Annotated in this window: 18 protein-coding genes and 1 tRNA gene; 9 read left to right on the top strand and 10 right to left on the bottom strand. The window is 46.7% G+C overall.

The window, feature by feature from the left end:
• A partial coding sequence (locus tag FVR03_RS19360; RefSeq protein ID WP_222707272.1) for an REP-associated tyrosine transposase occupies window positions 1-489 on the top strand: 489 nt, incomplete at its 5' end.
• Here the strand turns inward: FVR03_RS19360 and FVR03_RS19355 are convergent.
• Window positions 486-1,079, bottom strand: coding sequence for a thiamine phosphate synthase (locus FVR03_RS19355; RefSeq protein WP_187270228.1), 594 nt, complete (start codon window positions 1,077-1,079; stop codon window positions 486-488). The genes FVR03_RS19360 and FVR03_RS19355 overlap by 4 nt on opposite strands.
• A 249-nt stretch (window positions 1,080-1,328) precedes the next feature.
• Between FVR03_RS19355 and dnaE the strand changes: the two genes are divergently transcribed.
• Window positions 1,329-4,952 (top strand): DNA polymerase III subunit alpha, encoded by a 3,624-nt coding sequence (gene dnaE, locus FVR03_RS19350; RefSeq protein WP_147923422.1) that lies wholly within the window; start codon window positions 1,329-1,331, stop codon window positions 4,950-4,952.
• A gap of 538 nt (window positions 4,953-5,490) precedes the next feature.
• Here dnaE and FVR03_RS19345 read toward each other — a convergent pair.
• Together FVR03_RS19345 and FVR03_RS19340 are read right to left on the bottom strand one after the other, a co-directional pair.
• Window positions 5,491-7,923 carry a TonB-dependent receptor gene (locus FVR03_RS19345; protein WP_147923421.1) on the bottom strand — a complete coding sequence of 811 codons (2,433 nt, stop codon included), beginning with the start codon at window positions 7,921-7,923 and terminating at the stop codon, window positions 5,491-5,493.
• Window positions 7,924-8,386: 463 nt separating this feature from the next.
• Window positions 8,387-9,394: a hypothetical protein gene (locus FVR03_RS19340; protein WP_147923420.1), complete on the bottom strand. Its 1,008-nt coding sequence runs from the start codon at window positions 9,392-9,394 to the stop codon at window positions 8,387-8,389.
• Between the two features lie 620 nt (window positions 9,395-10,014).
• Between FVR03_RS19340 and trxA the strand changes: the two genes are divergently transcribed.
• Window positions 10,015-10,341 carry a thioredoxin gene (gene trxA / locus FVR03_RS19335; protein WP_137761057.1) on the top strand — a complete coding sequence of 109 codons (327 nt, stop codon included), beginning with the start codon at window positions 10,015-10,017 and terminating at the stop codon, window positions 10,339-10,341.
• 75 nt (window positions 10,342-10,416) lie between these two features.
• Here trxA and FVR03_RS19330 read toward each other — a convergent pair whose 3' ends face one another.
• Window positions 10,417-12,351, bottom strand: a complete 1,935-nt coding sequence (locus FVR03_RS19330) for a hypothetical protein (protein WP_147923419.1) — start codon at window positions 12,349-12,351, stop codon at window positions 10,417-10,419.
• A 135-nt stretch (window positions 12,352-12,486) separates the two neighbouring features.
• Between FVR03_RS19330 and FVR03_RS19325 the strand changes: the two genes are divergently transcribed.
• Together FVR03_RS19325 and FVR03_RS19320 are read left to right on the top strand one after the other, a co-directional pair.
• The gene (locus FVR03_RS19325) at window positions 12,487-12,909 is read left to right on the top strand and encodes a DUF5329 family protein (RefSeq protein WP_147923418.1); all 423 of its coding nucleotides are present in this window, start codon (window positions 12,487-12,489) and stop codon (window positions 12,907-12,909) included.
• A 111-nt stretch (window positions 12,910-13,020) separates the two neighbouring features.
• A complete protein-coding gene (locus FVR03_RS19320) occupies window positions 13,021-13,386 on the top strand; it encodes a SpoIIAA family protein (RefSeq protein ID WP_147923417.1) in 366 nt (121 codons plus the stop codon).
• An 86-nt stretch (window positions 13,387-13,472) separates the two neighbouring features.
• On the opposite strand, the gene FVR03_RS19315 is transcribed toward FVR03_RS19320, so the two are convergent.
• Window positions 13,473-14,507 carry an isoaspartyl peptidase/L-asparaginase family protein gene (locus FVR03_RS19315; RefSeq protein WP_147923416.1) on the bottom strand — a complete coding sequence of 345 codons (1,035 nt, stop codon included), beginning with the start codon at window positions 14,505-14,507 and terminating at the stop codon, window positions 13,473-13,475.
• An 818-nt stretch (window positions 14,508-15,325) separates the two neighbouring features.
• On the opposite strand from FVR03_RS19315, the gene FVR03_RS19310 reads away from it, so the two are divergent.
• Window positions 15,326-15,970: an OmpA family protein gene (locus FVR03_RS19310; protein ID WP_255474304.1), complete on the top strand. Its 645-nt coding sequence runs from the start codon at window positions 15,326-15,328 to the stop codon at window positions 15,968-15,970.
• Between the two features lie 384 nt (window positions 15,971-16,354).
• Here FVR03_RS19310 and FVR03_RS19305 read toward each other — a convergent pair whose 3' ends face one another.
• Window positions 16,355-16,879 (bottom strand): DUF6141 family protein, encoded by a 525-nt coding sequence (locus FVR03_RS19305; RefSeq protein ID WP_147923414.1) that lies wholly within the window; start codon window positions 16,877-16,879, stop codon window positions 16,355-16,357.
• A gap of 223 nt (window positions 16,880-17,102) precedes the next feature.
• Window positions 17,103-18,260: a cystathionine gamma-synthase gene (locus FVR03_RS19300; RefSeq protein WP_255474305.1), complete on the bottom strand. Its 1,158-nt coding sequence runs from the start codon at window positions 18,258-18,260 to the stop codon at window positions 17,103-17,105.
• Window positions 18,261-18,407: 147 nt separating this feature from the next.
• On the opposite strand from FVR03_RS19300, the gene FVR03_RS19295 reads away from it, so the two are divergent.
• From FVR03_RS19295 to FVR03_RS19285, 3 genes are all read left to right on the top strand, one after another.
• On the top strand, window positions 18,408-19,133 hold the full coding sequence (locus tag FVR03_RS19295; RefSeq protein ID WP_147923412.1) for a TVP38/TMEM64 family protein: 726 nt from the start codon (window positions 18,408-18,410) through the stop codon (window positions 19,131-19,133).
• A gap of 63 nt (window positions 19,134-19,196) precedes the next feature.
• Window positions 19,197-19,270 (top strand) — tRNA-Arg (locus FVR03_RS19290).
• 692 nt (window positions 19,271-19,962) lie between these two features.
• Entirely contained in the window at window positions 19,963-20,433 is a 471-nt protein-coding gene (locus tag FVR03_RS19285; protein ID WP_147923411.1) for a JAB domain-containing protein, read from the top strand.
• Window positions 20,434-20,639: 206 nt separating this feature from the next.
• Here the strand turns inward: FVR03_RS19285 and FVR03_RS19280 are convergent, their stop codons facing one another.
• From FVR03_RS19280 to FVR03_RS19270, 3 genes are all read right to left on the bottom strand, one after another.
• Window positions 20,640-21,278 (bottom strand): DUF2911 domain-containing protein, encoded by a 639-nt coding sequence (locus FVR03_RS19280; protein ID WP_147923410.1) that lies wholly within the window; start codon window positions 21,276-21,278, stop codon window positions 20,640-20,642.
• A 213-nt stretch (window positions 21,279-21,491) separates the two neighbouring features.
• On the bottom strand, window positions 21,492-21,701 hold the full coding sequence (locus FVR03_RS19275) for a heavy-metal-associated domain-containing protein (RefSeq protein WP_147923409.1): 210 nt from the start codon (window positions 21,699-21,701) through the stop codon (window positions 21,492-21,494).
• Window positions 21,702-21,816: 115 nt separating this feature from the next.
• Window positions 21,817-24,084 (bottom strand): heavy metal translocating P-type ATPase, encoded by a 2,268-nt coding sequence (locus FVR03_RS19270; RefSeq protein ID WP_147923408.1) that lies wholly within the window; start codon window positions 24,082-24,084, stop codon window positions 21,817-21,819.
• Window positions 24,085-24,308 lie beyond the last annotated feature (224 nt).

The following is a 24,308-nucleotide window of genomic DNA, read 5'->3' as shown; positions in this document are numbered from 1 at the left end:
GTTGTAGACTGGGTGGATATTTTCACCAGGCCTGTTTACCGCCATGTAATAGTGGACGCCCTAAAGTTTTGCCAGCAGAAAAAAGGTCTGGAGCTTTATGCCTGGTGCCTGATGAGCAACCATTTACATTTGATAGCCGCAGCTGAGGAGGGAAAACGACTATCCGACTTACTCCGCGACTTTAAAAAGTTTACAAGCAGGCAACTTGTAGAAGCCATTCAGCAGGAAAACGAAAGTAGAAAAGGATGGATGCTGTACCGCTTTCAGTTCGCTGGTAAATATGACCCTAAAATTACCCACTATAAACTTTGGCAGGAAGGAAACGAAGCGAAAGAAATTCATTCTAATGCTTTCCTGAAGCAAAAACTAGCATACATACACCAGAACCCAGTAAGAGCCGAAATCGTGAGCGAACCAGAACATTACCTCTACAGCTCTGCCAGCAACTATGCCGGGCACAAAGGTCTCCTTGAAGTTATTCTTGTTTAACAGCTACTTTTTACCACCCACAACAACTCCTGAAACACCTTTACCGGATCCGCTGCCTGCCAAATAGCTCCCAACACCGCTGCTCCGGCAAAACCTAATTCCCGCACAGCTGCCAGGTTATCCGTATCTATGCCTCCTAAAGCCACAACAGGCACAGTGGCTTTTTTTAGTGCTTCCTGAACAGCTGCAGGAGTAAAAGCTGCCTCATACCCTTCCTTGGAAATGCTGTTGAAAATAGGGCTTAAAAAGGCGTAATCGAACAGCGGCTGCGGTTGTTGCAGCTCTTCCAGCTTATGAAAGGAGGTGGAAAAGAGCAGGTGCTGCTTTGGCATGTTTGCTGCCCCAGCTCTGGCTGTTCCCGGGAAATGAAGGCCTTTTAGCTTATACTCCTGCGCCAGTTCGTGGTGGCTGTGCAGCATCAGGCGGGGGTGGTACGGAAGGGGAATTTCATTCAAATAATCGCGCATCTCCTGGCAAGAGAACTCCGGTTTACGCACATGCAACGTTTCCAGCCTCATTTCCAACAGCTGGCACACGAGCGGGATCTCGCCTGCAAAAGGTACCGGTGTGGTTATAACGATGAGTTTCATGTGCGGCAGGTGTTGCATCAAAAGCGGTGGCAGAACAGCGGCCTTTTTTAAAAAACTTTATCAGGTTCACGCAGAACGGCTTTCATTAAACTGGTGTTGCAAAGGTAGCAAGTCCGACGACAAATCGTTTCGGAATCCGGGCGTTTTTCATTAATTTTAACATCCCGAAAATGACTTCTGAATATAGTTTTCCACTAATACAGAAGTCATTTCTAATTCATAATTTCTAATTTTTAATTCTTCAGAACCTTGCCTGTATTCTCGCATTTACATACGCACACACAGTACTCGCTGCTCGATGGCCAGGCCAGCATTAGTGCCCTCATGAAAAAGGCGCAGGCCGATGGCATGCCAGCCGTAGCCATGACCGACCACGGAAACATGTTTGCCGCCTTCAACTTCGTGGCCGAGGCAAACAAATATAACGTGAAGCCGATTGTGGGCTGCGAATTTTACCTGGTGAAGGACCGCCACCTGAAGACCTTTACGAAAGAACTGAAAGATGTGCGCCACCACCAGTTGCTGCTGGCAAAAGACCAGGATGGTTACCAGAACCTGGCCAAATTATGCTCGCTGTCTTATATAGAAGGTGTGTACAGCAAATGGCCTCGTATAGATAAGGAGCTGCTGCAGCAATACTGCAAAGGTCTGATTGCCACCAGCTGCTGCATTGGTGCCGAGGTGCCGCAAGCCATTCTCTGGAAAAGCGAAGAAGAGGCAGAAGAGATATTTAAGTGGTGGCTCGACCTCTTTGGCGAAGACTATTATATTGAAATACAGCGCCACGGCCTGCAGAACATAGATGGCACCGGCAAAAGCCAGGAAGACATTAACCAGGTGCTGCTGAAATGGGCGGTAAAGTACAACGTAAAAGTAATCTGCACCAACGACTCCCACTACGTAGACCAGGACGATTGGAACGCGCACGACATCCTGCTGTGCGTAAACACCGGCGAAGACCAGAGCACCCCTGTAGGGGATTTCCAGACACGCTATTACCGATTTCTGTCGGATGACCAGAAAGTTATTTATGATACCGTGGATAATGTGCGCAACAAGTACGGCAACAGCCAGAACATTCGCCAGATGCTGCAGCGCATAGAGGATGCCGGCCCGAGAACACGTTTTGGTTTCCCGAACGACCAGTTTTATTTTAAGACACAGGCCGAAATGAATGAGCTGTTCAAGGATGTGCCGCAGGCGGTGGATAATACCAACGAGATTGTAGACAAGATCACGCCGCCCAAACTGAAGCGCGATATCCTGCTCCCTAACTTCCCGATACCTCCTGAACACGCTGATGCCGACGCTTTTCTGCGCCACCTGACCTATGTGGGTGCCAAAAAGCGCTACACCGACATTACCCCAGACATAGAAGAACGCCTCGATTACGAGTTGCGCATTATCCAGACCATGGGTTTTGCCGGTTACTTCCTGATCGTGCAGGACTTCATAAACCGTGGTCGCGACATGGGTGTGGCCGTGGGGCCGGGCCGTGGGTCGGCGGCAGGTTCGGCCGTGGCTTATTGTATTGGTATCACGAACATCGACCCGATAAAATACAAGCTGCTGTTTGAGCGATTCCTGAACCCGGAGCGTGTGTCGATGCCCGATATTGATATTGACTTCGACGACGTGAACCGCCAGCGCGTGATCGACTATGTGGTAGAAAAGTACGGTAAAACGCAGGTGGCCCAGATCATTACTTTTGGTACGATGGCGGCCAAATCGTCGATTAAAGATGTGGCTCGCTCTACTTCTTTGCCACTATCCGAAGCAAATGAACTGGCGAAGATGGTACCGGACACCCCGGGCACGACCTTAGCCAAAGCCTTTATGGAGAACCTGGAACTGGCTGCTATCCGCGAAGGCAACGACCATCGCGGTGCCACGCTCCGATTGGCCGAAAAGCTGGAAGGCTCCATCCGGAACACAGGTATACATGCGGCAGGAGTTATTATTGCTCCGGATGATATTACGAACTATATTCCGGTTTCGACCTCCAAAGACGCTGACCTGCTCGTAACCCAGTTCGATGGAAAAGTAATTGAGAGTGCCGGCATGCTGAAGATGGACTTTCTAGGGCTGAAAACCCTGACCATCATTAAAGATGCCATCGAACTTATCAAGAAAAACCACGGTGTAGAAATTGATATCGATGAGATTCCGATAGACGACGAGAAAACTTACCAGCTTTACCAGCGCGGCGACACCATTGGCACGTTCCAGTTCGAGTCGGAAGGGATGCGGATGTATCTTAAAGATTTGCAGCCCACCAACATCGAGGATTTGATTGCCATGAACGCCCTGTACCGTCCGGGCCCGATGCAGTTCATCCCGAACTTTATTAACCGCAAGCACGGCCGCGAAGAAGTGGAGTATCCGCACGAACTGCTCAAGCCGATTCTGGAATACTCCTACGGCATTATGGTGTACCAGGAGCAGATCATGCAGACTGCCCAGATTCTGGCTGGTTACTCACTGGGTGGTGCCGACTTGCTACGCCGCGCCATGGGTAAAAAGGACATGAAGAAGATGGCCGAAGAGCGCGAGAAGTTCATAAAAGGCGCCGGCGAAATCCATAAAATTCCGGCGAAAAAGGCTTCTGAGGTGTTCGACGTGATGGAGAAATTTGCCCAGTACGGCTTTAACCGCTCCCACTCTGCCGCTTACTCGGTAGTAGCTTACCAAACGGGTTACCTGAAGGCGCACTACCCGGCCGAATACATGGCGGCCGTGCTTACCAACAACATGAACGACATCAAAAAAGTGACGTTCTTTATTGAGGAGGCGCGGAAGCAGGGCGTGGCCGTACTTGGCCCGGACGTGAACGAATCGTTGCTGAAATTTAACGTGAATGAGCAGGGGCAGATCCGTTTCGGTTTGGCCGCTATAAAAGGTACCGGTGAGGCTGCCGTAGACGCCATTATTTCTGAAAGAGAAAATAAAGGGCTCTACCAGGACATTTTCGACTTTTCGAAGCGTATTAACCTGCGAGCCGTGAACAAGAAAACCTTTGAGAGTATGGCCCTGGCCGGTGCTTTCGATTCGTGGGGATTGTATAACCGTGCCCAGCTGATTGAGGTGCCTGAAGGCGAGAACATTAGTTTACTGGAGAAGGCGGTTCGCTATGGCAACAGCTACCAGGCAGAGCAACAGGCCGCACAACAATCGTTGTTCGGAGGGGGAGCCGCTGTGGCAGCACCTCTGCCCAAAATACCGGATGTAGCGCCTTGGACACAGGCCGAGATGCTGCGCCGTGAGAAAGAGGTGGTAGGCTTTTACATCTCCGGCCACCCGCTCGACCAGTTCAAGCTCGAAATAGACTCTTACTGCTCCTGCTCGCTCGATAAAATTGCGGAATACAAAAACCGCGACATTAACGTGGCGGGTATGGTGGCGGATGTCGTTATACGCACAGCTAAGAATGGGAACCCGTTTGCGCTGTTTTCTATCGAGGATTATGATTCTACGATGCAGATGGCGCTTTTCGGAGAAGACTACGTGAAGTTCTCACCTTACCTTAAAACAGGCTTGTACCTGTTCATCCGGGGCAAAGTGCAGCTGCGTTACCGCACCGAGGACCAATGGGAACTGAAGCCTACAAATATCCAGCTGCTTGGCGACATAACCGACAAAATGGCACAGGGCGTGCACATCAATATAAACGTGCAACTCCTGAACCAGGGACTGGCCGAAGCGCTGGAAAATGCGATTGTGACTAGCCCTGGGCAGAAGCGACTGGAGATTACGCTGCACATGCCCGAAGAAAAGCTAGCCCTCCCCACCTACTCCCGCAAATACCGCATCGACCCGAAACTGTTCCTGGAGCAGATTAAGGAGCTGGGGCTGGGTGAGTGTAAGTTGATTTAAGATTTGGTGATTTGAAGATTTGGAGATGAGCAGTACCCTTGGAACGAAAAAGTCATTTTTTGCTTTGGAAGGCTGATTTCATTCAAATAATTTCTGGATCACGGATTAATAGGATTTCTCGGATGACACAAATTGAAAAAGCAATTCTAATCTGTGTCATCTAAATTATCCGTGATGCGGACAAGTTGATAGCAAAGCCTTTGAAAGGCCCTTTTCCTTTGCGCCATTTGGATAATATCCTGAAGCACGCCCCCCCTGGAGCAATGGCTGCTCCAGGGGTTTTTGTTTTGATACTGCTCTAAGTACATTTAGCTTACTTGTGCAGGGTAAAGGAGCAATTATTCTAATGAATTTGGCCTCCGGAAGGTTTTTTGGCTAAATATGTCCGAGGGTTCTTCATCCAACTATATTCATTGCATACACTTAGTTGTAGTAGTATTTTAAAGCGGCCAGAGGCCTTGGAATAGCCGTCACGAGCGAGGACGCTCGCGCCATGATAATTTTTAATTTCTAATTTTGAATTTGGCGAAGCCTTACATCAGTTACCAGTTCTGTTCAGCTCATCTAGGTTAGTGTTGCGGCTTTTTGCATCGAACTTTGTGCCTTTGTTGAAGTTGTAGCGTAGGTTCAGCCGAACACTTTGTATGCCCTGGTACTGGTTAATGGTGTTGAAATTGCCGTTAATGTTAGAATCGATCAACAGTTCGCGGGTTCTGAAAATATCGGTGAAGTTCAGGGCGACAGAAAGTTTATCGTTCATAAATGAGCGCTTCAGGCCAGAATCTAGCCACCAGTTTGCCTTTATAGAGTACAGGCCATATACCGCAGGGCCCTGGTAACCGCCGTTTACTTCCATCTTCAGCCCCCAGGGCAGCTCGATGTTGTGGTTCGACTGCAGCATAAAGGTTAGCTGATCGTTTTTAACAGGGCGATCATCTATGGTTTTCAAAAACTCCTGGTAGAAACCGTTTATGGTATTGTTTATCTGCCACTTGTCCCACACCTTTACGGGTAAAATAAGTGTGGCACCGGCACTTTTCATATTCTCCACATTTTGCTGCTGAAACACGGTAACCTCCGGGCTGTACTGCATCGGCACCTCCGCCATGTAGTCTTTTGTAACGCCATAGCTAAGCACCAAGGTGTAATTGTCTTTCAGGGTCTGAGTTATCTCGAAGGTGTTGGTGTACTGTGGGCGCAGGTAAGGGTTACCTTCGGACCAGGTGTAAGGGTCGAGGTAAAATATAAACGGGTTCAGGGCGCTGTAGTAGGGGCGGTTTATGCGGCGGTTTACCTTATAGCCTACTTTATAAGCCTCGCTTACCTCCTGCTGCACAAACAAAGTCGGGAACAGGTCGAAATAGTTTCGGTCGGTGGTTTGGTTAGTCGTTTTGGAGAAGCCTTCGGTTTGTGTCTGTTCGGCACGGAGGCCAGCCTGCACGCTCCATTTTTTTCCAAACTTAGTAGTAAAACTGGTGTAGGCGGCAAAAATATTTTCTTTGTAAATGAAGTGGTTGCTCCTGTTCGGGTCCAGGGTTTCGGATTCGCCGGCGTTCTGGTAAAAGAGGATCTGGTTATCAGAAATAACGTGGCTTGCTTTTGCGCCTGTCTCCAGCTTAACGTTTTTCCAGAGGGTTTTGGTAAAATCTACCTTTGCCGAATAAATATTGTAGCTGTTAGGGTTTTGGCTCCGTAAGCGGTCGCTGGTGGCGGGGGCATTGGTATTGATTTCCTGGTAAATGTTACGGAAGGAGCCAAGGTCTTTGCTGTTCAGAATAACATAATCGAGGTCGGCAGCCAGTGTTGTACCTACAGAATCGAGTTTACCGGTGTAGTGGAGGTTGAAAGTGCCGTTATTCGATATATCGGAGTTGTTGTTGAATGCCTGCACGAACAGATCATTAGCCGGGTCGCTTTCGCGAAGATAGGAGTCGGTGTTAAAAAAGCCATCGTAGTTGGTATGCGCTAAATAAGTGGTGAAGCCGATGCTATGGTTGTCGTTTATGTCGTAATCGGTGCCGATGCGGAGCGCTGGTGCAAAACGTTTGGTTTCTTCGTAGCCGTTCTGGTCGAAGTAAAACGACTCGCCTGCTTTGTTGAATATCCGGCCCATATATATGTCGCGGTAGTTAATGCGCCGGGCTACATCCAGGCTGGCAGTTGAGCTCCACTTGCCATACTTATAGTTTAGGTTACCTCCTGCCGTGTAAGTATGCTGACCATTGTAACGGTAGCCACTATACACACTGCCATTTACACCATAAAGCGCATTTTTTTTCAGGTTGATGTTGATAACTCCCGAAGCACCAGCCGCATCGAAACGGGCAGAGGGACTGGTGATGATCTCCAGGTCTTTCAGGTTTTCGGCCGACATGCTCTGCAGCAGGTTCTGCAGGTCTTTGCCCGACATGTAGGTTTGTTTGCCATTGATCATGATCTGCACCCCCGATTTGCCGTTCAGCTGAATATTTCCATCCTGGTCCACCCACACTCCCGGCGATTTAGCCAATACTTCATAGGCTGTGCTGCCCTCTGCCATGGCGGTGCCTTCTACACTCACCACCATTTTGTCGGGGTGTGTTACAATAGTAGGTCGCAGGGCCTGTACGTTTACTTCCTGCAGCACCTTGGCATCTGATTTCAGGTATACTTCTCCAAATTTCTTTGAAAAGCTTTCCTCGGATACCTCAAATGTGGGAGTTTTATAGGTTGCAAAGCCTAGCCCGCTAATTTGTAGCAGATAAGTACCTTTAGCAGGCGATTTGATCTGAAAATGACCATCCATATCGGCCACAGCACCTGTTACAACGGCAGCAGTACTGGCATTTAAAACAGATACGTTTGCAAATCCGACACCTTCTTTTTTGTCATCAAGCACTGTTCCGGTTAGCATTCCGCCCGATTGGGCAAAGCAACTGATGTAGACGTTCACGAGCAGGAATGCCAACAGGAAAAGATAAAATTTTTTCATGTTTTATTTTGTATGGTTTGGGTTGATAGGTGCAGCGTGGTAAAAGCAAAAACAGCCGCCAGTGGAGCTGTTATAACTAAGAGATGTAAAAAGGAAGGGGGTGGTTGCTTGGGGTATTTAAAATTTCTTAAAATTTCTGGAGACACGCCAAATATACATGATGGCTCGCTACCTATAAAGGTTAGAATAGTGGCTTCCAATGCTCTCTATTGTTTCTTAATGCCAGGTGAACCCTTGACAGTATTCAGCCGAAAAACCTTCTGGAGGCTATTTTTATTTGAATAATTTGAGTTGTGCGGTAGCAATCAGTTTCTTGTTGCTACTTTCACTTTTGGTATGCCGCAGATAATTTTTGTGCGGAAGTTCTCAGAGGCATTGGCTGCAAGCTTGTAGTGTAGAAAAGTTAAGCGCATAAAAAAGGCCAGCTTCTTGCGAGGCTGGCCTTAACAGAAAACAGGTTCTTTTATTCGGCATGGATGTAGATAGAGGAAGCTCCTGCCACATCAGCTTTATAGACCGGGGCAGGGTTTCCGTTGGCAGTAGGCAGGTTATACACCAAAACCTGGCCACCTCCGTTTGCTCTTTCTGCTACAAAAATACGTTTAGAGGCATCATCGTAGGCAACATCTACAGGGTTACCCAACAGTGTGCTGGAGCCGGCAATACGAACCTGGCTCGACAATGGAATTGTGGCTCCGTTGGCAGTGCTGTTAAAAACTGACGTAAAATTATTGATCACATGGACAGCGCCATCCGTGTCAGAAGCTGCATCGGCAACATCAGTTAAGACCATAATGTTGTCTTGAGTTGAATACCACAAGCCGTGTGTCCGGACGATTCCTTCTACGGTTACGCGCTTGGTAGGCATAATCATGCCGTTGTTGTTGGCAAAAAAGTTATTGAACACCACCATATCGCTTGAGTTGTCAACAATGGCGTACAAGTTTTCGCCAATCGCACGAATTCCCCAAAGGTTAAAGTCTACATCATACGTGTTCAGCAGGTTAAAGCCTTGCGCTGTACGCTCATATACCAACAGGCGGTTCATGCCATTCGGGTCGTTATCCATGGCATCCTGGGCTACAACTACTCTGTTTCCGCTTACGGTAAGCCCGCGGGCATTTGTAAAGTCGGAGGTGCTGCTGGCTTGCAGGTTTAAGCTCTGCCCCTGGCCCATTACATTGTTATAAGCATCAATTCTGTTGTTCGTTCTCGATGCCTGCAAAATTTCGTCTCGGTCGCCATCGTAATAAATACCGTCTGCATCGGCAGAGTTTATAGACTTTTGCATAACCGATATCATCGACATATCTGTAATATCCATGGTGGTAATCATGCTGCTGGTGTTACTCGACACAAAGGCATGTACCATGGTCGGTTCGGTTGGCACCATTACATCGTCGTCGTCGTTGCAGGAAGTGGTGGCAAACACGACACCGGAAAGAAGGCTGAGAGCTAGTAATTTTTTCATAATTCAATTTTGGTTTTAGGATTTGAAAACCTACTTACGAAGTCACTATGCTCACCGGATCTTTACATCAGCAAATTTAATATCGTTTTAACATCATAATTTAATTAAAACCTATTTTGCAGTGCTACAATTAACATTTTAGCAATTTATACTTAAAATAATAATTATTTATTTTTTCCGATTTTCAAATTTAACTTCGCATTATTATATTTTTCCGCTGTCCTAAATTTGAATTCAAGTGTATTTCTACCTGAAGCCAGGCACTACTGAATCACAAATTTTTCTAATGAAAGGAGCCTCCAGAAGCTTTTCGGCCATTTTACCCTCAAGGGTCAGGAGGTGTTTCTGACACATTGGGTATAGCTACAATTACACCATTTACCAGACTTTGTGATTTTTTCTGCTGTTAGTATTGTTTCTGAATCTTTTATTCACAACATTTGTTTATACAAATATAACATACCCATTCAGCAGGTTCTGACGTACGTATAGGATACTTAGGTAGAGCGTAAACAAAGAGGATGTCGGACAGGTTGTCATATTTTCTTAATTGGGCGTATATTTGCCCTCTCTATTTTTATAAATTGCAAACAGAATTATAATAACAAACTGTTAAAATTATGGCTAACAAAGCAATAGAAATCACAGACGCTAACTTTGATGAAATCATCAATTCAGATAAACCGGTTTTAGTGGACTTTTGGGCTGAGTGGTGCGGACCTTGCCGCATGGTAGGACCAATTGTTGAGGAACTGGCCGGCGAATACGAAGGTAAAGCCGTGATCGGTAAAGTAGACGTAGACGCTAACCCGCAAACATCTGCTAAGTTCGGTATCCGTAGCATTCCGACACTGCTCGTTTTTAAAGGCGGCCAGGTTGTAGACAAGCAAGTAGGTGCTGTTCCTAAAAATGTATTATCGCAAAAACTGGAAGCGCAAATAGCTTAATCTCTTTCAAGCATAAAAAAGCGAGCGTCGCTACTTTAGGGTAGCGGCGCTCGCTTTTTTATGCTTGGTCAAGCCTTAGCCGGCCTCGCAGTTGCAGATCTTTTTGTCGATGCTGTAGATCATGTTATAATCATTCTCGACATCTTTCATAAGCTGCTCTAACTTTAGGTTATACTCCTGCACCCGTTGCAGACTAGAGGCGTTTAACTCGAGCTTGTTGTGCTCATCGAGCAGCTTTATGTTTTTAGCCAACTCCGTGTTCTTCTCAGAGACCCTGTTTATATACAGGTCGGCTCCTCCGTTAAGTGAGGCAACGGCAGCCTGCAGGTTGTTCTGGATGCAGAGCTGGCGCTTGAGGTAATTAAACACCTGCTGCTCGGCCTCCTGGTTCAGACTATTTTTCTTTTTGAGCGCCTCCTGTAGCTTAAATACTTCGTAGCGCTTGTTATACTCGGCTACTGCATCTTTTACCTTGTCGCGGCACGAGAGGCACTTGCTGGCAGCAGACTTCTCGAGCAGGGCGTTGCGCTGGTCTATGGTCTGGTCGTTAGGCTGCAGTTGGGCTATCTTTTGCACATCCTGCGCAAATACCTCGGTGTACTGCATGTCTTCGAGCTTCTTGGTAAGCCTTACTACCGCCTCGCCCTCCACAGAAGCCGACAAATACTCTGGCTTTGGCAGCTCCACGGCATAGAGTTTTGTTAAGGCTGCTTCGCGCTGAGCAGGAGTTGTCCAGGCTTTAGGGTTGTTTTCCAGCTCCCGAAGCGTGTTAACCAGACCTTTGCCGCCTTTCAGGTTATGGTCGCCCTCCAGGTAAAGGTCGGCATTGTTTAATATAGAAGTGTACTCTGACCTGAAGATAGTTTTATAGGTGCTGTTAGAGGCAAATTCCTGCTCACGGGCATCGAAGGTTCCTTTTAGGCGCTTGTACTCTTGTATAATGGCGAACAGGTTTTTGGCATTTACTTCGGGGCTGTTGTTGCGGTAGTTCAGTCTGTAGGAGTTCAGGTGCTGTTTCATGTCGGCGAATGTGCGCAGGAACTCCACATACAGCTTTTCCTGCCGGTAGGTCTCATCGTTTACCATATGGTTAGTGTGAGCCGTTTCGATCTTCTGCTTCCGCTTCTCTATCAGGTCCTGCGTTACCTCATCGCCTGTGAGCACATCCATCTTGTAAAGCGACTTGTAATTGACCACTACCATGTAAGGGTAATCTTTATAGCCGATCAGGTCTTCGAGCTGTTTGCGCTCCAGCTTCTGTACACCTTTATTCAGAAAACCTTCGAATCTAGCCGGTTTCAGGGTAACGGTTTTTACCTCGCCGGGCACAAACACATACACACGTACCGAGTGCAGGCGTGTATCGAAATCCTGGCCTTCGTAAAGCCTGATGGTGGAGCTGAACTTGTATTCCTTTTTCTTGGTGCGGGCACTCAGCAGGTTCCCGAACTCACCTACCAACGACAGCACCGCGGCCGGCGGGCTACTGGCCATTTTAGAAATGTTGGTCAGCTGCGTTGCTACCAGGCCAAACATCTGGTCGCTCTGGTCGTTGGTTATGGCTTTGGCCTGAATAAGGGCATCGATGCTGTTGTTGGCAGTTGTCAGCGGCATTTTGTCTATTATCCGGACTACCTCCAGATGATCGGAAACCAAGGCGCTGTAATCCTTTTTACCGTCGGTGGTTACATTGAAATTGTAGAGCGGGTACACAATTTCATCGTTGCCGAAAAGTTTAATGTTTTTAAGCTGCGCTGTTATAAACAGGTGCTCCAGGTTATCAGCGTAATTCTTTTTGTTCTTTTTTACTCCGTTCTCTACCTCGTTCAGCACACGGCTAAATTTGGAGCCGTTAAAAAGGAAGAGGTCGGTAGACAGGTATTGCCATTCATCCGAAAATTCATATTTATCGTTATAGGTATAGCCTAGCCGGGTTTCGATAGCTTGCTGGGCAAAAAGAGGCTGCCAAAGCAGCGTGAAAAGGATGAAAGCGTAAAGAACTCTTTTCATATACTACTTAACAAAAATTTTATACGGTAGCGTTGAGCAAAAACGTAATGAGTTAGCACTGAGGCTAACAACAATGAACTGAATAAAGTGCATTCAAGTTAGAAATAAAAAGTCAGATTTAATTAGAAGGTATTCATGAGGAAAAACATTCTTACTTTAAGCTTCCTGTGCTCTGCTTTGTTGCTGTTGCTTGCGCCCTGCCAGCGCGCGCAGGCACAGCAGGCATCGGCTAATCCTACTGCGCAGCCAACGGCAAGCCTAACTGAGAGCGACAAAATAAGCAGGTTAATATACTTTGTAGGTAACTTACAGGGTGCCACGTTTATCAGGAACGGAGGTGAGCATACTCCCAAAGATGCAGCGGCACACCTGCAATCGAAGTTGAATAAACATCATGCCAAAATTAAAACGGCGAACGACTTTATAGATCTGCTGGCTACCAAATCTTCTGCGACGGGCGAGTATTACCAAATTAAAATGGCAAACGGCTCTACCACCGAAACTTATAAGTTGCTGCAAGCAGAACTGGCACGCATCGAGAGCGGCAGCAGCCACTAACCCGACAAAGCAGCAAACGAAATTTGCCGGAACTATGCAAGGTTTTTGTTTACATTACGTTATAGCTATATACGCATAAAACGAACCATCTACACTAACGCAACAGAAAACATGCTTCAGGTACTAGAAGAATCGAGAGGCGATTTATTTGCCGTACAGCTCAGTGGCCACATCGATAAGCAGGATTATAACATTATGCTGCCCATGCTGGAAGAAAAAATAAAACAACATGGCAAAATTGATGTGCTGGCAGAGGTTGCTGATCTGAAAGATGTGTCGTTGGAGGCGCTTTGGGAAGAGATAAAGTTTGATTTCAGGCACGCTGCAGACTTCAGGAAAGTAGCAGTGGTTGGTGAACCCAAATGGCTCGATTGGTTAACCCTGGCTGCATCGCCTTTTACAACTGCTAAAATAAAGCATTTCCCGCCTCAGCAGCGCCTCGATGCGTTGAATTGGATAAAGGAACAGGAAGTTTAGGTGCCCCTACCCTTGTACTTCTTCAGATGAAAAAGCTTCTGGAGGCCTTTTTCATCTGAAGAATTTATTTTTTAACGATCTGGTTTTTAGTCTTTGTAGATGGCGACTTCGCTTTTGCCATTTTTGATGTAGCCACGGTACATGCCTGCTGAGTTGAAGGGCATGGCAAAGTTTCCGTTTCTGTCCAGGGCAATTACACCAGCCTCGCCACTTCGCTCTACCAGCTTTTTCAGCACAACTTCTTCAGCAGCCTTTTTTACAGTGTATTTTTTGTAGGCCATTAGAGCGGCTATATCGTGGGCTACCACCGACCTGATAATGAACTCCCCATGACCGGTGGCCGAAACAGCACAGGTGTTATTATCGGCGTAGGTGCCGGCCCCCAAAACAGGCACATCACCTACCCGGCCGTAGCGTTTGTTTGTCATGCCGCCTGTTGAGGTAGCGGCTGCCAGGTTCCCGAAAGCGTCGAGTGCCACTGCTCCTACTGTACCGAATTTATTTCCTTCTATAAAAATGTTTTCGGTACTGCCTGTGCCGTTGCCGGAGTGGTCTAGTTCGGTTTTTTCTTTATCTTTTATGCGCTGCAGTTGCTGGTAGCGGGTTTCGGTCCGGAAGTAAGCCGGGTCTACGATCTCCATGCCTTTCTCCTGGGCAAATTTCTCGGCTCCTTTTCCGATCATCATCACATGCTCCGACTGCTCCATAACCGCACGCGCGCCAGTAATGGGGTTTTTAATGGTGGTTACACCTGCTATGGCTCCGGCATTTAGCGTTTTGCCATCCATAATAGCGGCATCGAGTTCGTTGGTGCCATCGTTTGTGAAAACAGCACCTTTACCCGCATTAAAGAGCGGCGAGTCTTCCATTACCCGCACAGTGGCCTCAACTGCATCGAGGCTGGAACCACCCTTCTTCAGAATTTCGTATCCGGTTTGCAGCGCCAGGTTCAGAGCTTCGTGGTAGGCTTTTTCTTTTTCCGGTGTCATGTTGGCTCTTGTTATGGTACCGGCACCACCATGTATAACCAGTGTAATTTTATTGTAGTCGGTTTTTTGGTGTTGAGCAGACGCAGTAAACGCTACCAATAAGAACATGTACGAGAAGAGGAGGTTTTTCATGAGAACGTGATAGAGCGGAAAATTTAAATAGTTTAACTTACGAATTTAACTAAAAGCATACAACTACCAAGGCGCATAGCTGCTTTACCTTTATTATATTAAACATCAATACGATATGTTTAAACTTATGAGTTTTTGATTGTCCAATTCTGTTCTGGTGCTTGTGTGTATTGACTCGTACCGGAAAGAGCGTCAGTTATATTTTGCAAGGCAAGAGCATAAGCTACTCTATACAACTTTAGAACAAGAAATTAGCAGTACATGCTGGTAAAAGGCAACGTACTCTTTACCTGCCTAACACCAGACAAAAGCAGCAGCAAAGGCTGTAATTTTTTGTTAGTACACGGCTCTTTTAGTCTTTTTTTATTGTATCAATATATCTAGATAAGATTAGAAAATTTATTTTTACATATAGTGAAAAAACTATACAACAGGCATTATATTTGGTGCAAAATAGCCGGTGCAGACTAGTAACCGTTGCACTTGTGTATTTTATCAGCCCAGAATTAAAGTTCGCCTCTGAAAACAGCTTTGAAGATGCGTATATAATATGCGTATTAAATTTTATTTTTATCACTGCCTCAACTTATATTAATACTGCACAATATTTGCTAAGATCAGACATTAAGTAAACAACTGTTAGAGGAACAGGTAAATTGAACACATTAGCAGGACTTCGTAACTTTTGCGATATTTGCACCCGAAATTAAAAACCAATAATTTTCAACCTAATAACCTTAATCAATCCATCCATGAAGTTTAATTTTTTTAAAGCATCCCTTTCGTTGCTGTTGTGCACGAGCCTACTCGCTTCTTGCGTGTCTTCAAAAAAATACGATGAGCTGAAGGCCAGCAAAGAAGCCCTCGAAAAAGAGCAGGTTGCCAGCCGTGCTAAAGTTGATGAGCTGACCAACAGCCTGAAAGAGCGTGAGCAAAAGCTTGCCTCTATGGAGCGTGCCATGAACGAGCAGCAAAAAATTCTTGATGACCTGCGTAATCAGGTGAACACTGCCCTTGCCGGCTTTAACCAAGGCGACCTGAGCGTAAGCATCCGCGATGGCAAAGTATATGTTTCTATGTCTGATAAATTGCTTTTTGCTACTGGTAGCACCAAAGTAAACGCTAACGGACAGAAAGCCCTTGACCAGCTTGTTTCTGTTCTGAAGAAAAACCAGGAAGTTGGTGTTATGGTAGAAGGCCACACCGATGACGTAGAAGTATTGCCAGGCACTAAAAACATTGCCGACAACTGGGACCTGAGCGTGCTTCGTGCTACTGAAATTACACGTTTAATGGCTACTCGTGGCCTGTCTCCTGACAGAATTACGCCTGCAGGTCGTGCATTCTTCCAGCCTGTAGACACTGGTCGTTCTGCCGATGCAAAAGCTAAAAACCGTCGTACTGAAATCATCCTGACGCCTGACTTCTCTGAGATCTACAAGATTCTGGGCATCAAAGCTTAATTTTTCAGTCGCTTAACTTAAAAGCCAGAGGTCGTTACAGGCCTCTGGCTTTTTTTGTTTCGAATTGTCCGGAAAGAGCCAGCACGCAATAAGCCGTCACTTTTATCCTGCAGATAAGTGTTCTTCTTATAAAGTTGAAGTGAAAGACTGTTGAACGCTTGAGAGAAGGTTGGAACTATTAAGGCTAAGCTATTGGCAGCCAATTAATAATATCTTAAACTGCCAAAGCAAAGTTAAGGATTGACTGCAGCCGGTGGAATTCGGACCTTTACAGCCTGAAAGCTTCCGAATTATGCTAATGAAAACGGCCTCCAGAAGGAATTTAACCTACAATTCGCCAAGGGTTACGGTTGTGCATGTGAGCAACTACATCGGCAGGCAGCTTTACTCTGTAGTTGTAGCTTTGCTGTTTTTGGCCTGGCTAATGGCTTCAAAAAGTTCGTCCGGTTTCTGCGAACCGATCAATAAGGGTTTCCGGTTATAAAAATGCAGCTGCACTCCCTGGTTCCCCGACATGTTGTAGGCCTTGCCTCTGAAGCCCCACCGGATACCCCAGCCCCCGTACTCGCCTATGGCATTGTAGGTTACCTTTTCGTAATCGCGCACCAAGTGTAACGGAATCTGTACGGGTTTTATATGAAACGGGAAAAAGCGGATGCTGATCTGGCCAGGGTGCACCTCTGTGTTAAGCGACATCTTATAGAAGAAATAAGGAAGGCCAATGCCAACCAGCACAAAAAGAACAGCTGCTTCTACTCCTACAATCGGGTTTCGCCCAAAGTTATTGCCAGAAAGTAACTGATAGAAAAAGCCAACCCAGAAAATAGCCGCCACCCCCAATAACACCACCCACAGCCATACCTGCGTAAAGCGCTGCTTCTCCTGAAAAAGGATAGGTAGAGAGGCCATAGTTTGAATTTTGGATGAATGGTTGAGAGAATTAAATACTTTAACTGAACCAGTCTACGCTGATGTACAGCAGCTAGTGTTTCGTCGAATTACAAATTCAAAATTAGAAATTATGGCAAACAGGCCTTTTTATAGTTTTATGACGTATCTTCATAAAACTTAATTATCAATCATTTACAAAAAATACCTGATCAGTATTTCTAATTTTGAATTTGAACGAACGTTACCCAATTGCCTGCTCCAGGTCGGCGAGCAGGTCTTCTGCATCTTCTATGCCTACGCTCAACCGAATCAGGGAATCGCTAAGGCCTGCTTTCAGACGCTCTTCTTTCGGGATGCTGGCGTGTGTCATACTGGCCGGGTGCCCGCATAACGATTCTACCCCGCCCAACGATTCGGCCAGAGAGAAATAACGAAACTGCTCCAGCGTTTTTATGGCATCTTCCTGTCTGTCGCCTTTCAACACAAAAGAAATCATGCCGCCAAAATCGCGCATCTGCTCTTTAGCAATGTGGTGGTTTTTGTGGTCTTCAAAGCCTGGCCAAAACACTTTTTCTACTTTCGGGTGCTGTTGCAGGTACTCAGCCACCTTGCGCCCGTTCTGGCAATGGCGCTCCATCCGGATGTGCAGCGTTTTAATGCCGCGCAGCACCAGGAAACAGTCTTGCGGCCCAGGTGTACCGCCGCAGGCATTCTGTATGAACGCCAGACGCTCCGCCAGTTCATCGTTTTTTACAACCAATGCACCCATTACAACATCGGAGTGCCCGCCCATATACTTTGTGAGCGAAAGCGTTACAATATCGGCACCAAGGTCGAGCGGTGTTTGCAGGTAAGGTGTAGCAAAGGTGTTATCTACAATCAATAAGATGTTTTTACTTTTGGCAATGGCCGCACACCCTTTTATATCTATTATGTTGAGCAGTGGGTTTGTGGGCGTTTCGACCCAGATCATACGGGTTTTCTCGTTTACCAGCGCCTCCACATTGGCCAGGTTGCTCATGTCGGTGAAGTGAAATTTAATGCCGTAGTTCTGGAATATCTTTGTAAAGATGCGATAGCTGCCGCCGTAAAGGTCGTTTGTAGAAATTACCTCATCGCCGGGCTGTAGCAGCTTTATAATAGCATCTGTGGCCGCCATGCCTGTAGCAAAGCAAAGGCCATGCTTTCCGTTCTCCAGTGCCGCCAATGCATTTTGCAATGCGGTGCGCGTGGGGTTATGCGTGCGGGAGTACTCATAGCCTTTATGGTCGCCAGGCGACTTTTGCACGTATGTAGAGGTCTGGTAAATTGGTGTCATGATGGCTCCTGTAGTGGGGTCTGGCTCCACGCCGGCATGTATAGCTTTCGTTCCGAATTTCATATAAGGTTGTTTTTTAATGCTGCTGGTAATCGATATGCTGCAAGATAGTAAATTTACATTTTCGAGTGGTTGCCTGGTCTCCTGTCTGTTCGGTTTGGGAGGTTTTTTCTGCTTATCATGTTAAAATTTAACTTTCACGTTTAGTAAAAATAAATTAACTCCTCAATGCCCAAACGACTTATACTGCTCAGAACCTTTATACGCGAAAACGCATCATCGTTTATTTCGATGTTGCTGCTGGTGGTGGTGCCGTTGGTTGTTAGTTCCACGCTTGCCTACTCTCTCTACTCTTACCAGGAGCTGCTGCAGAACCTTCCGCTGGGGCACCTGCTACTGTATTTTGCCGTGGTGTCGCTTACCATGGCGCTGGCTCTTACGCCTACTACTTTTGTGGCACTTGTAAGCGGCTTTTATATCGGTTGGGTCGGCTTTCCGGGCTTAGTGGTAGCCTATGGCATTGCGGCTCTTATAGGCTACAGCCTGGCCCGGCTTATAGATCACGGCAAAATGATGCGCTTTCTGAACAGATTCGAGAAGGCACGCATTCTAATGCAGGAACTCCGCCACCAAAGCTGGAGCCTTATTTTCCTGACACGCATTTCGCCGGTGCTGCCTTTTGCGCTCATGAACTTTGTGCTCTCGCTGCTGCAGATTAACAAGCGGAAATTTTTGCTTGCCAGCATGGTGGGAATGCTGCCGCGCACTTTTTTCTTTTTCTGGATCGGTACGCAGGCAAATAATATTATCAGTCTTTTAGAAAACCCCGATAGTGGCCGCAACGGACAGCTGCTCATGATTGCCCTGATAATCATATCGATAGGCGGTTTGTACTTTGTTTTTGACCGGGCTCTAAAGAAGGCGCTGCGAAAAGCTGCTAATCAAAATATATAAATCTTGAAAAAGGGCTTGCGTATTACAAAAAAAGGCATTTACTTTGCATCACAATAACGGAATGGTCACGTAGCTCAACTGGATAGAGCATCTGACTACGAATCAGAAGGTTAGGGGTTCGACTCCCTTCGCGACCACTTGAAAATCAGCCATTTACAGGTAAAACTGCTAAGTGGCTTTTTTTATGTACACACTATTTGCACACAAACTTTTGCTTTTCAGCCGCCTTCTTATTTGCAAAATAATTCTCTCTATAGCTACTTAACTTTTTTTCATCTTTCCTTCTTCCGAATTATACTGCTAGACTTAATTATTATTTCAATTAATCCTCATTAAGGTTTTGAGCTCTCAGCTACTGCCTCGTAAGGTATGCTTTGAGAGCTGTTATACTTTCCCATCCTATTTTTTCACAAGCCTCTACACGTCCGGTTTCTTGTTTTAGCAACTGGACACACTTTCTTAATGTCTCTATAGTTAATAACATCAATGGTAATATAGCTAAGGCCATCAAATAACCTAGCTCCTACTCTATTCTTACTCACTCGTTTTAAGATGACTGTATCCTCCTCCATTTTTAGACTGAGGCAAAATAGTTTGAAGAGAAGTTAAAAGGACCACCCACTCAAGACACTCCAATACAAAAGTCCAGTGTCATTCATTCCGGCGCAAAGTTAGCCTGCCGCCCGGACACGGGACAAGGTAGTCCGAACAAAATGGGTATCCCGGAGGGAGCCCTCCGCATTTTCTTCGGCTCCACCTTGCCCTTAGTCCGTTCGCCAGGCAGGGAAGGCACCATAATCAATTCCTTAAACCTTAAAAGAACAAGATTATGGAAAAGCCAACTAATAAAACCGGATTAACTAAAGTAGCAGAAATCAAGCTGACGTACCGCTCCAAAGTAAAACCGTCCGAGCGCCCTCAGGTGACCAGTTCCACCGACTGTGCAAAGGTTCTCCGTCAAAGCTGGGATGCTGGCAAGATCGAATTTATAGAACAGTTCAAGGTGATGCTACTCAACAGGGCCAACCGCGTACTAGGTATCTATGAGCTTTCTACGGGAGGTATCGCAGGCACCGTAGCTGATCCCAAACTTATCTTCGCTGCGGCACTCAAAGCCTGCGCCTCCTCCATCATCCTTTGCCACAACCACCCCTCCGGTAATACCAAACCAAGTGCGGCAGATCTACAGCTGACAAAGAAAATGAAGCAGGGAGGAGAATTACTCGATAATATCGTTCTGGATCACATCATCCTCACCAGTGAGACATACTACTCGATGGCAGATGAAGGGCTCTTGTAGCCCTTCATTTACTCATTAATTGTGCTAATTAGTTATGTTACTTTTCTTTTTCGTCCAGGCCGATAATTTACCTTATGTTAAATATAGGAGCGCTGATTTTGGCCATCTTGTGAAGTGTGGCAGGAAGAAGCTTGCTAATGCTTTCAGCCTCAGCCTCCGGTGAGTATAGTTCCTGTATACAGTCAGGTGCTATGCCCTATGCAATTCTAAGTGCCCACTGGGAATATCAACTTTAACTTATCCCATGTCATCACGATGGCACCTTTATCCTCACTTTTAGATACGATTTCATAACGAAGCCGCTCCTGGTGTTGATCCGTAAATTCAGGTTTTATGGAAAAGCGCACTACATCTTCTGCTTCAGCGTAGTCGTCTGTAAGGTGCTGATTCCAGTTCCTGTTGATGATAACGACCCACTCCTGTTCTCCGGGGATAGTAAACAGAGCATACTTTCCGGCCAACAGTTGCTCTCCTCCTATCGTGATGGGGTGGTCTGTCTGCAAACTGGTCGCTGAATGCGCACCCGTCACCCACACCTGATTGTTGGCTACCAGTCCGCCCCAGATCACCCTACCTCGTACAGCAGGGGAATGATAGGCCATGGTTAAATGCGCAAGTCCTATTTTACCGTGAGCCTCCGCTTTCAGGCTGCCTTTCAGGGTATCAGGCTCTGATTGAGCCCCTATCGCCAGTGCTCCTCCTAACTCCTTTAATTCTTTGGTAGTGGAGTGGTGGCTTGTGTGTTCAGATGTCCCCTCCACTGCTGTTTCCTGACCACAGCCAGGAAGGAAGGCACAGATGGCTAGAACAAAAAAAGAGTTGTACAGCTTAGGGATCACGTTCATCAGTATCGAAGGGTATAACTTAAAAGCCTGTATATACAATATACAATGGTACAAATATCCCATAAATCTTTTGTATTCCAAGCTACCCTGTTACTAAGCCTATTGAGACAGTAGAACAAGTGTTTCTTTGAATGAGACTGTTAAATGGTTTGCTTCGCAAATAAAAAATCCGGTGCACAAATTAATATGCACCGGATTTGAAGGGGCAGCAGCTTACAAAGGCTGCGCTTTGAAGCCTGCCTTCTCTACAGTGGCAACAACCTCATCGGCGGAAAGCGAATCTGTCTTCACAGTCAGGATCTTGTCTTTTTGGGTAGTGTCAACGTTCCACTCGCAAACGCCTTCGGTGGCATTTAGAACTGGAGTTACCTTAGAGACACAGCCTCCGCAGTTGATATTGGTTTTGAATTGTAAGTCTTTCATGGTTTCACTCATTTAATTATCCTACTTATTTTTAACTCTTGAAGGCAAAGTAGGTAAAAGGCCTACCTGCCATACGTTGTTTTGTATTTGTATCACTTCTACTTTCAGGCGCAGCCTATATTTTCTGCACCTTCAGTCGCAGGCTGTTTATTACCACTGACACGGAACTTAGTGCCATGGCCGCGCCTGCTATCATTGGGTCCAGTAAGAACCCGTACAGCGGATAAAGGACTCCTGCTGCAACTGGAATGCCGATCAGGTTATAGATGAAGGCCCAAAACAGGTTTTGTTTTATCGCCCGGACTGTTTGCTTCGACAGATTTAGTGCTTTGGGGATCTGCTGCAGGTCTGACGAAATAAGTGTCATTTTGGCTACATCGATGGCTATGTCAGAACCCTTACCCATAGCAATGCTTACATCAGCCTGCGCCAAGGCATGAGAGTCGTTGATGCCGTCGCCTACCATGGCCACCACTTTTCCTTTTTCCTGCAGCTCCTTTACAAAAGCTGCTTTGTCAGATGGCAGCACCTCCGCTCTATAATTCCTTATTCCCACCTGTGCAGCTACACTTGCAGCTGTTTGCTGGTTATCGCCAGTTAACATGTACACTTCTATTCCTCTCTCTTGCAACGTCCTGATGGCTGCCGCAGAACTCTGCTTAATCCGGTCAGCAATGGCTATCAGGGCAACGGCGTCGGTATTCTCTGAAAAGAAGATAACTGTCTTAGCTTCGGCTCTTAAGGCTTCCGCCTGTATTGTCAACTCCGGCGTAATACGCACACCTTCCTCTTTCAATAGTTTACTATTGCCGGCCAGGTACCGGTTTCCCTGCAAAGAGGCTTTCACGCCGAGTCCTGTCAGGCTATCAAAGTTATCCAGTTCCAGCGACCTTACCTTTTGATCTTTCAGATGGCGTACCACTGCTTCAGCCAAAGGATGCTCAGATTGGAGTTCCAATGACAGAAGTAGAGTTTGCAGGTTTTGTTTCCGGGGCTCCACTCCATCGGCCCACAATATATCCGTCACCACAGGTTTACCCTCTGTTATAGTACCGGTCTTATCGAGTATGATAGCATTAACTTTATGAGCCTGTTCCAGACTTTCCGCATCCTTAATTAGAATACCATTTTCAGCACCTTTACCCACTCCTACCATAATAGCAGTTGGCGTCGCCAGGCCAAGGGCACATGGGCAAGCAATCACGAGCACGGTCACCATAGCAAGCAGCCCTTGCGTTAGCGCATTATCACCACCAAGCGTTAACCAGGCAGTAAAGCTTATGAGTGCGATCACCAGCACGACCGGCACAAAGATACCCGCGATTTTATCCACCAGTTTCTGCACAGGTGCCTTGGACCCTTGCGCCTCCTGCACCATTTTTATGATTTGGGCCAGCATGGTCTCGATTCCAACTTTCTCGGCAACGAACCGGAAGCTTCCTTTTTGGTTAATGGTCCCAGCGTAGACCTTGTCTCCTTTATGTTTGGCCACAGGTACGGGTTCCCCTGAAATCATTGCCTCGTCGACATAAGAGGATCCTTGCGCCACCTCTCCGTCCACGGGAATCTTTTCACCGGCACGTACCAAAAGCAGATCACCTTTTTGCACCTCTGAGATGGCCACCTCCCGCTCTATTCCCCCTTCTACCCGCCACACGGTCTTTGGCTGAAGGCCCATCAGTTTCTTGATAGCCGTGGAGGTGTTAGACTTGGCCCTTTCCTCGAGCAGCTTGCCCAACATGATGAATACGATGACCACGGCAGCGGCTTCGAAGTATACGTGCGGGTGCAAACCACGCTCATGCCAGAACTCTGGAAAGAAGGTGTTAAACACACTGAATCCGAAGGCAATTCCCGTGCTCATCGATACCAGCGTATCCATATTCGCCTTCCCGTTTCTAGCCTGCCTGAAAGCATTGATGAAGAAACTTCGGCCAAAGTAAAACAGCACCGGCGCGCTCAGCACCATCATGACCCAGTTGCCGTAGGGCATATCCATGAAGAACATTCCGATGATAAACACCGGTATGGTAAGAATGGCCGCCGCTATGGTCCGCTTCTTCAGCGCCAGGTAATGATTCTGCTGCGCCTCCTCCTGTTTCTCCTGAGCATTTTCCTGGTCGATGATCAGATCGAAGCCGATATCCTGCACATTTCGCTGTATATCCGTTAGGGTGACCTTGTCAGGATCATAAGACACCTGCAGTGTCTGAGAGGCAAAGTTCACCGCCGCCTGAGACACCCCTGGCTGTGCCCCCACCATGGACTCCACGCTGAGTGCGCAAGAGGCGCAGCTCATACCAGTGACAGGTAAAGATGCTTTCTGCTCCTTCACAGCAGGTTGGATGATAGTTTTATCCGGGGTTACTATATTACTTTCCATAACTCCTCCTCGTTTTATCATTTTGGATGATACAAAGGTACGTCGTCCCCATGCCCTGACTGTTACACAATTTGATGTAAAAGTTACATATTTTCTTATGCAGAGCTGTAGTGGAATGCATTGTTGAGCAAAATGAAGACGCTCTTAAATTAGATCATTAGTGTCCAACTATAACTAAAACATATTCAGCTGGTTAGAATTATCATCACCTGGTTTTTGTAATT

It is taken from the genome of Pontibacter qinzhouensis (assembly GCF_008017455.1).
Taxonomy (GTDB): Bacteria; Bacteroidota; Bacteroidia; order Cytophagales; family Hymenobacteraceae; genus Pontibacter; species Pontibacter qinzhouensis.
Note: the sequence above shows the minus strand (reverse complement) of the source record. Positions and strands in the feature narration are given on the sequence as shown.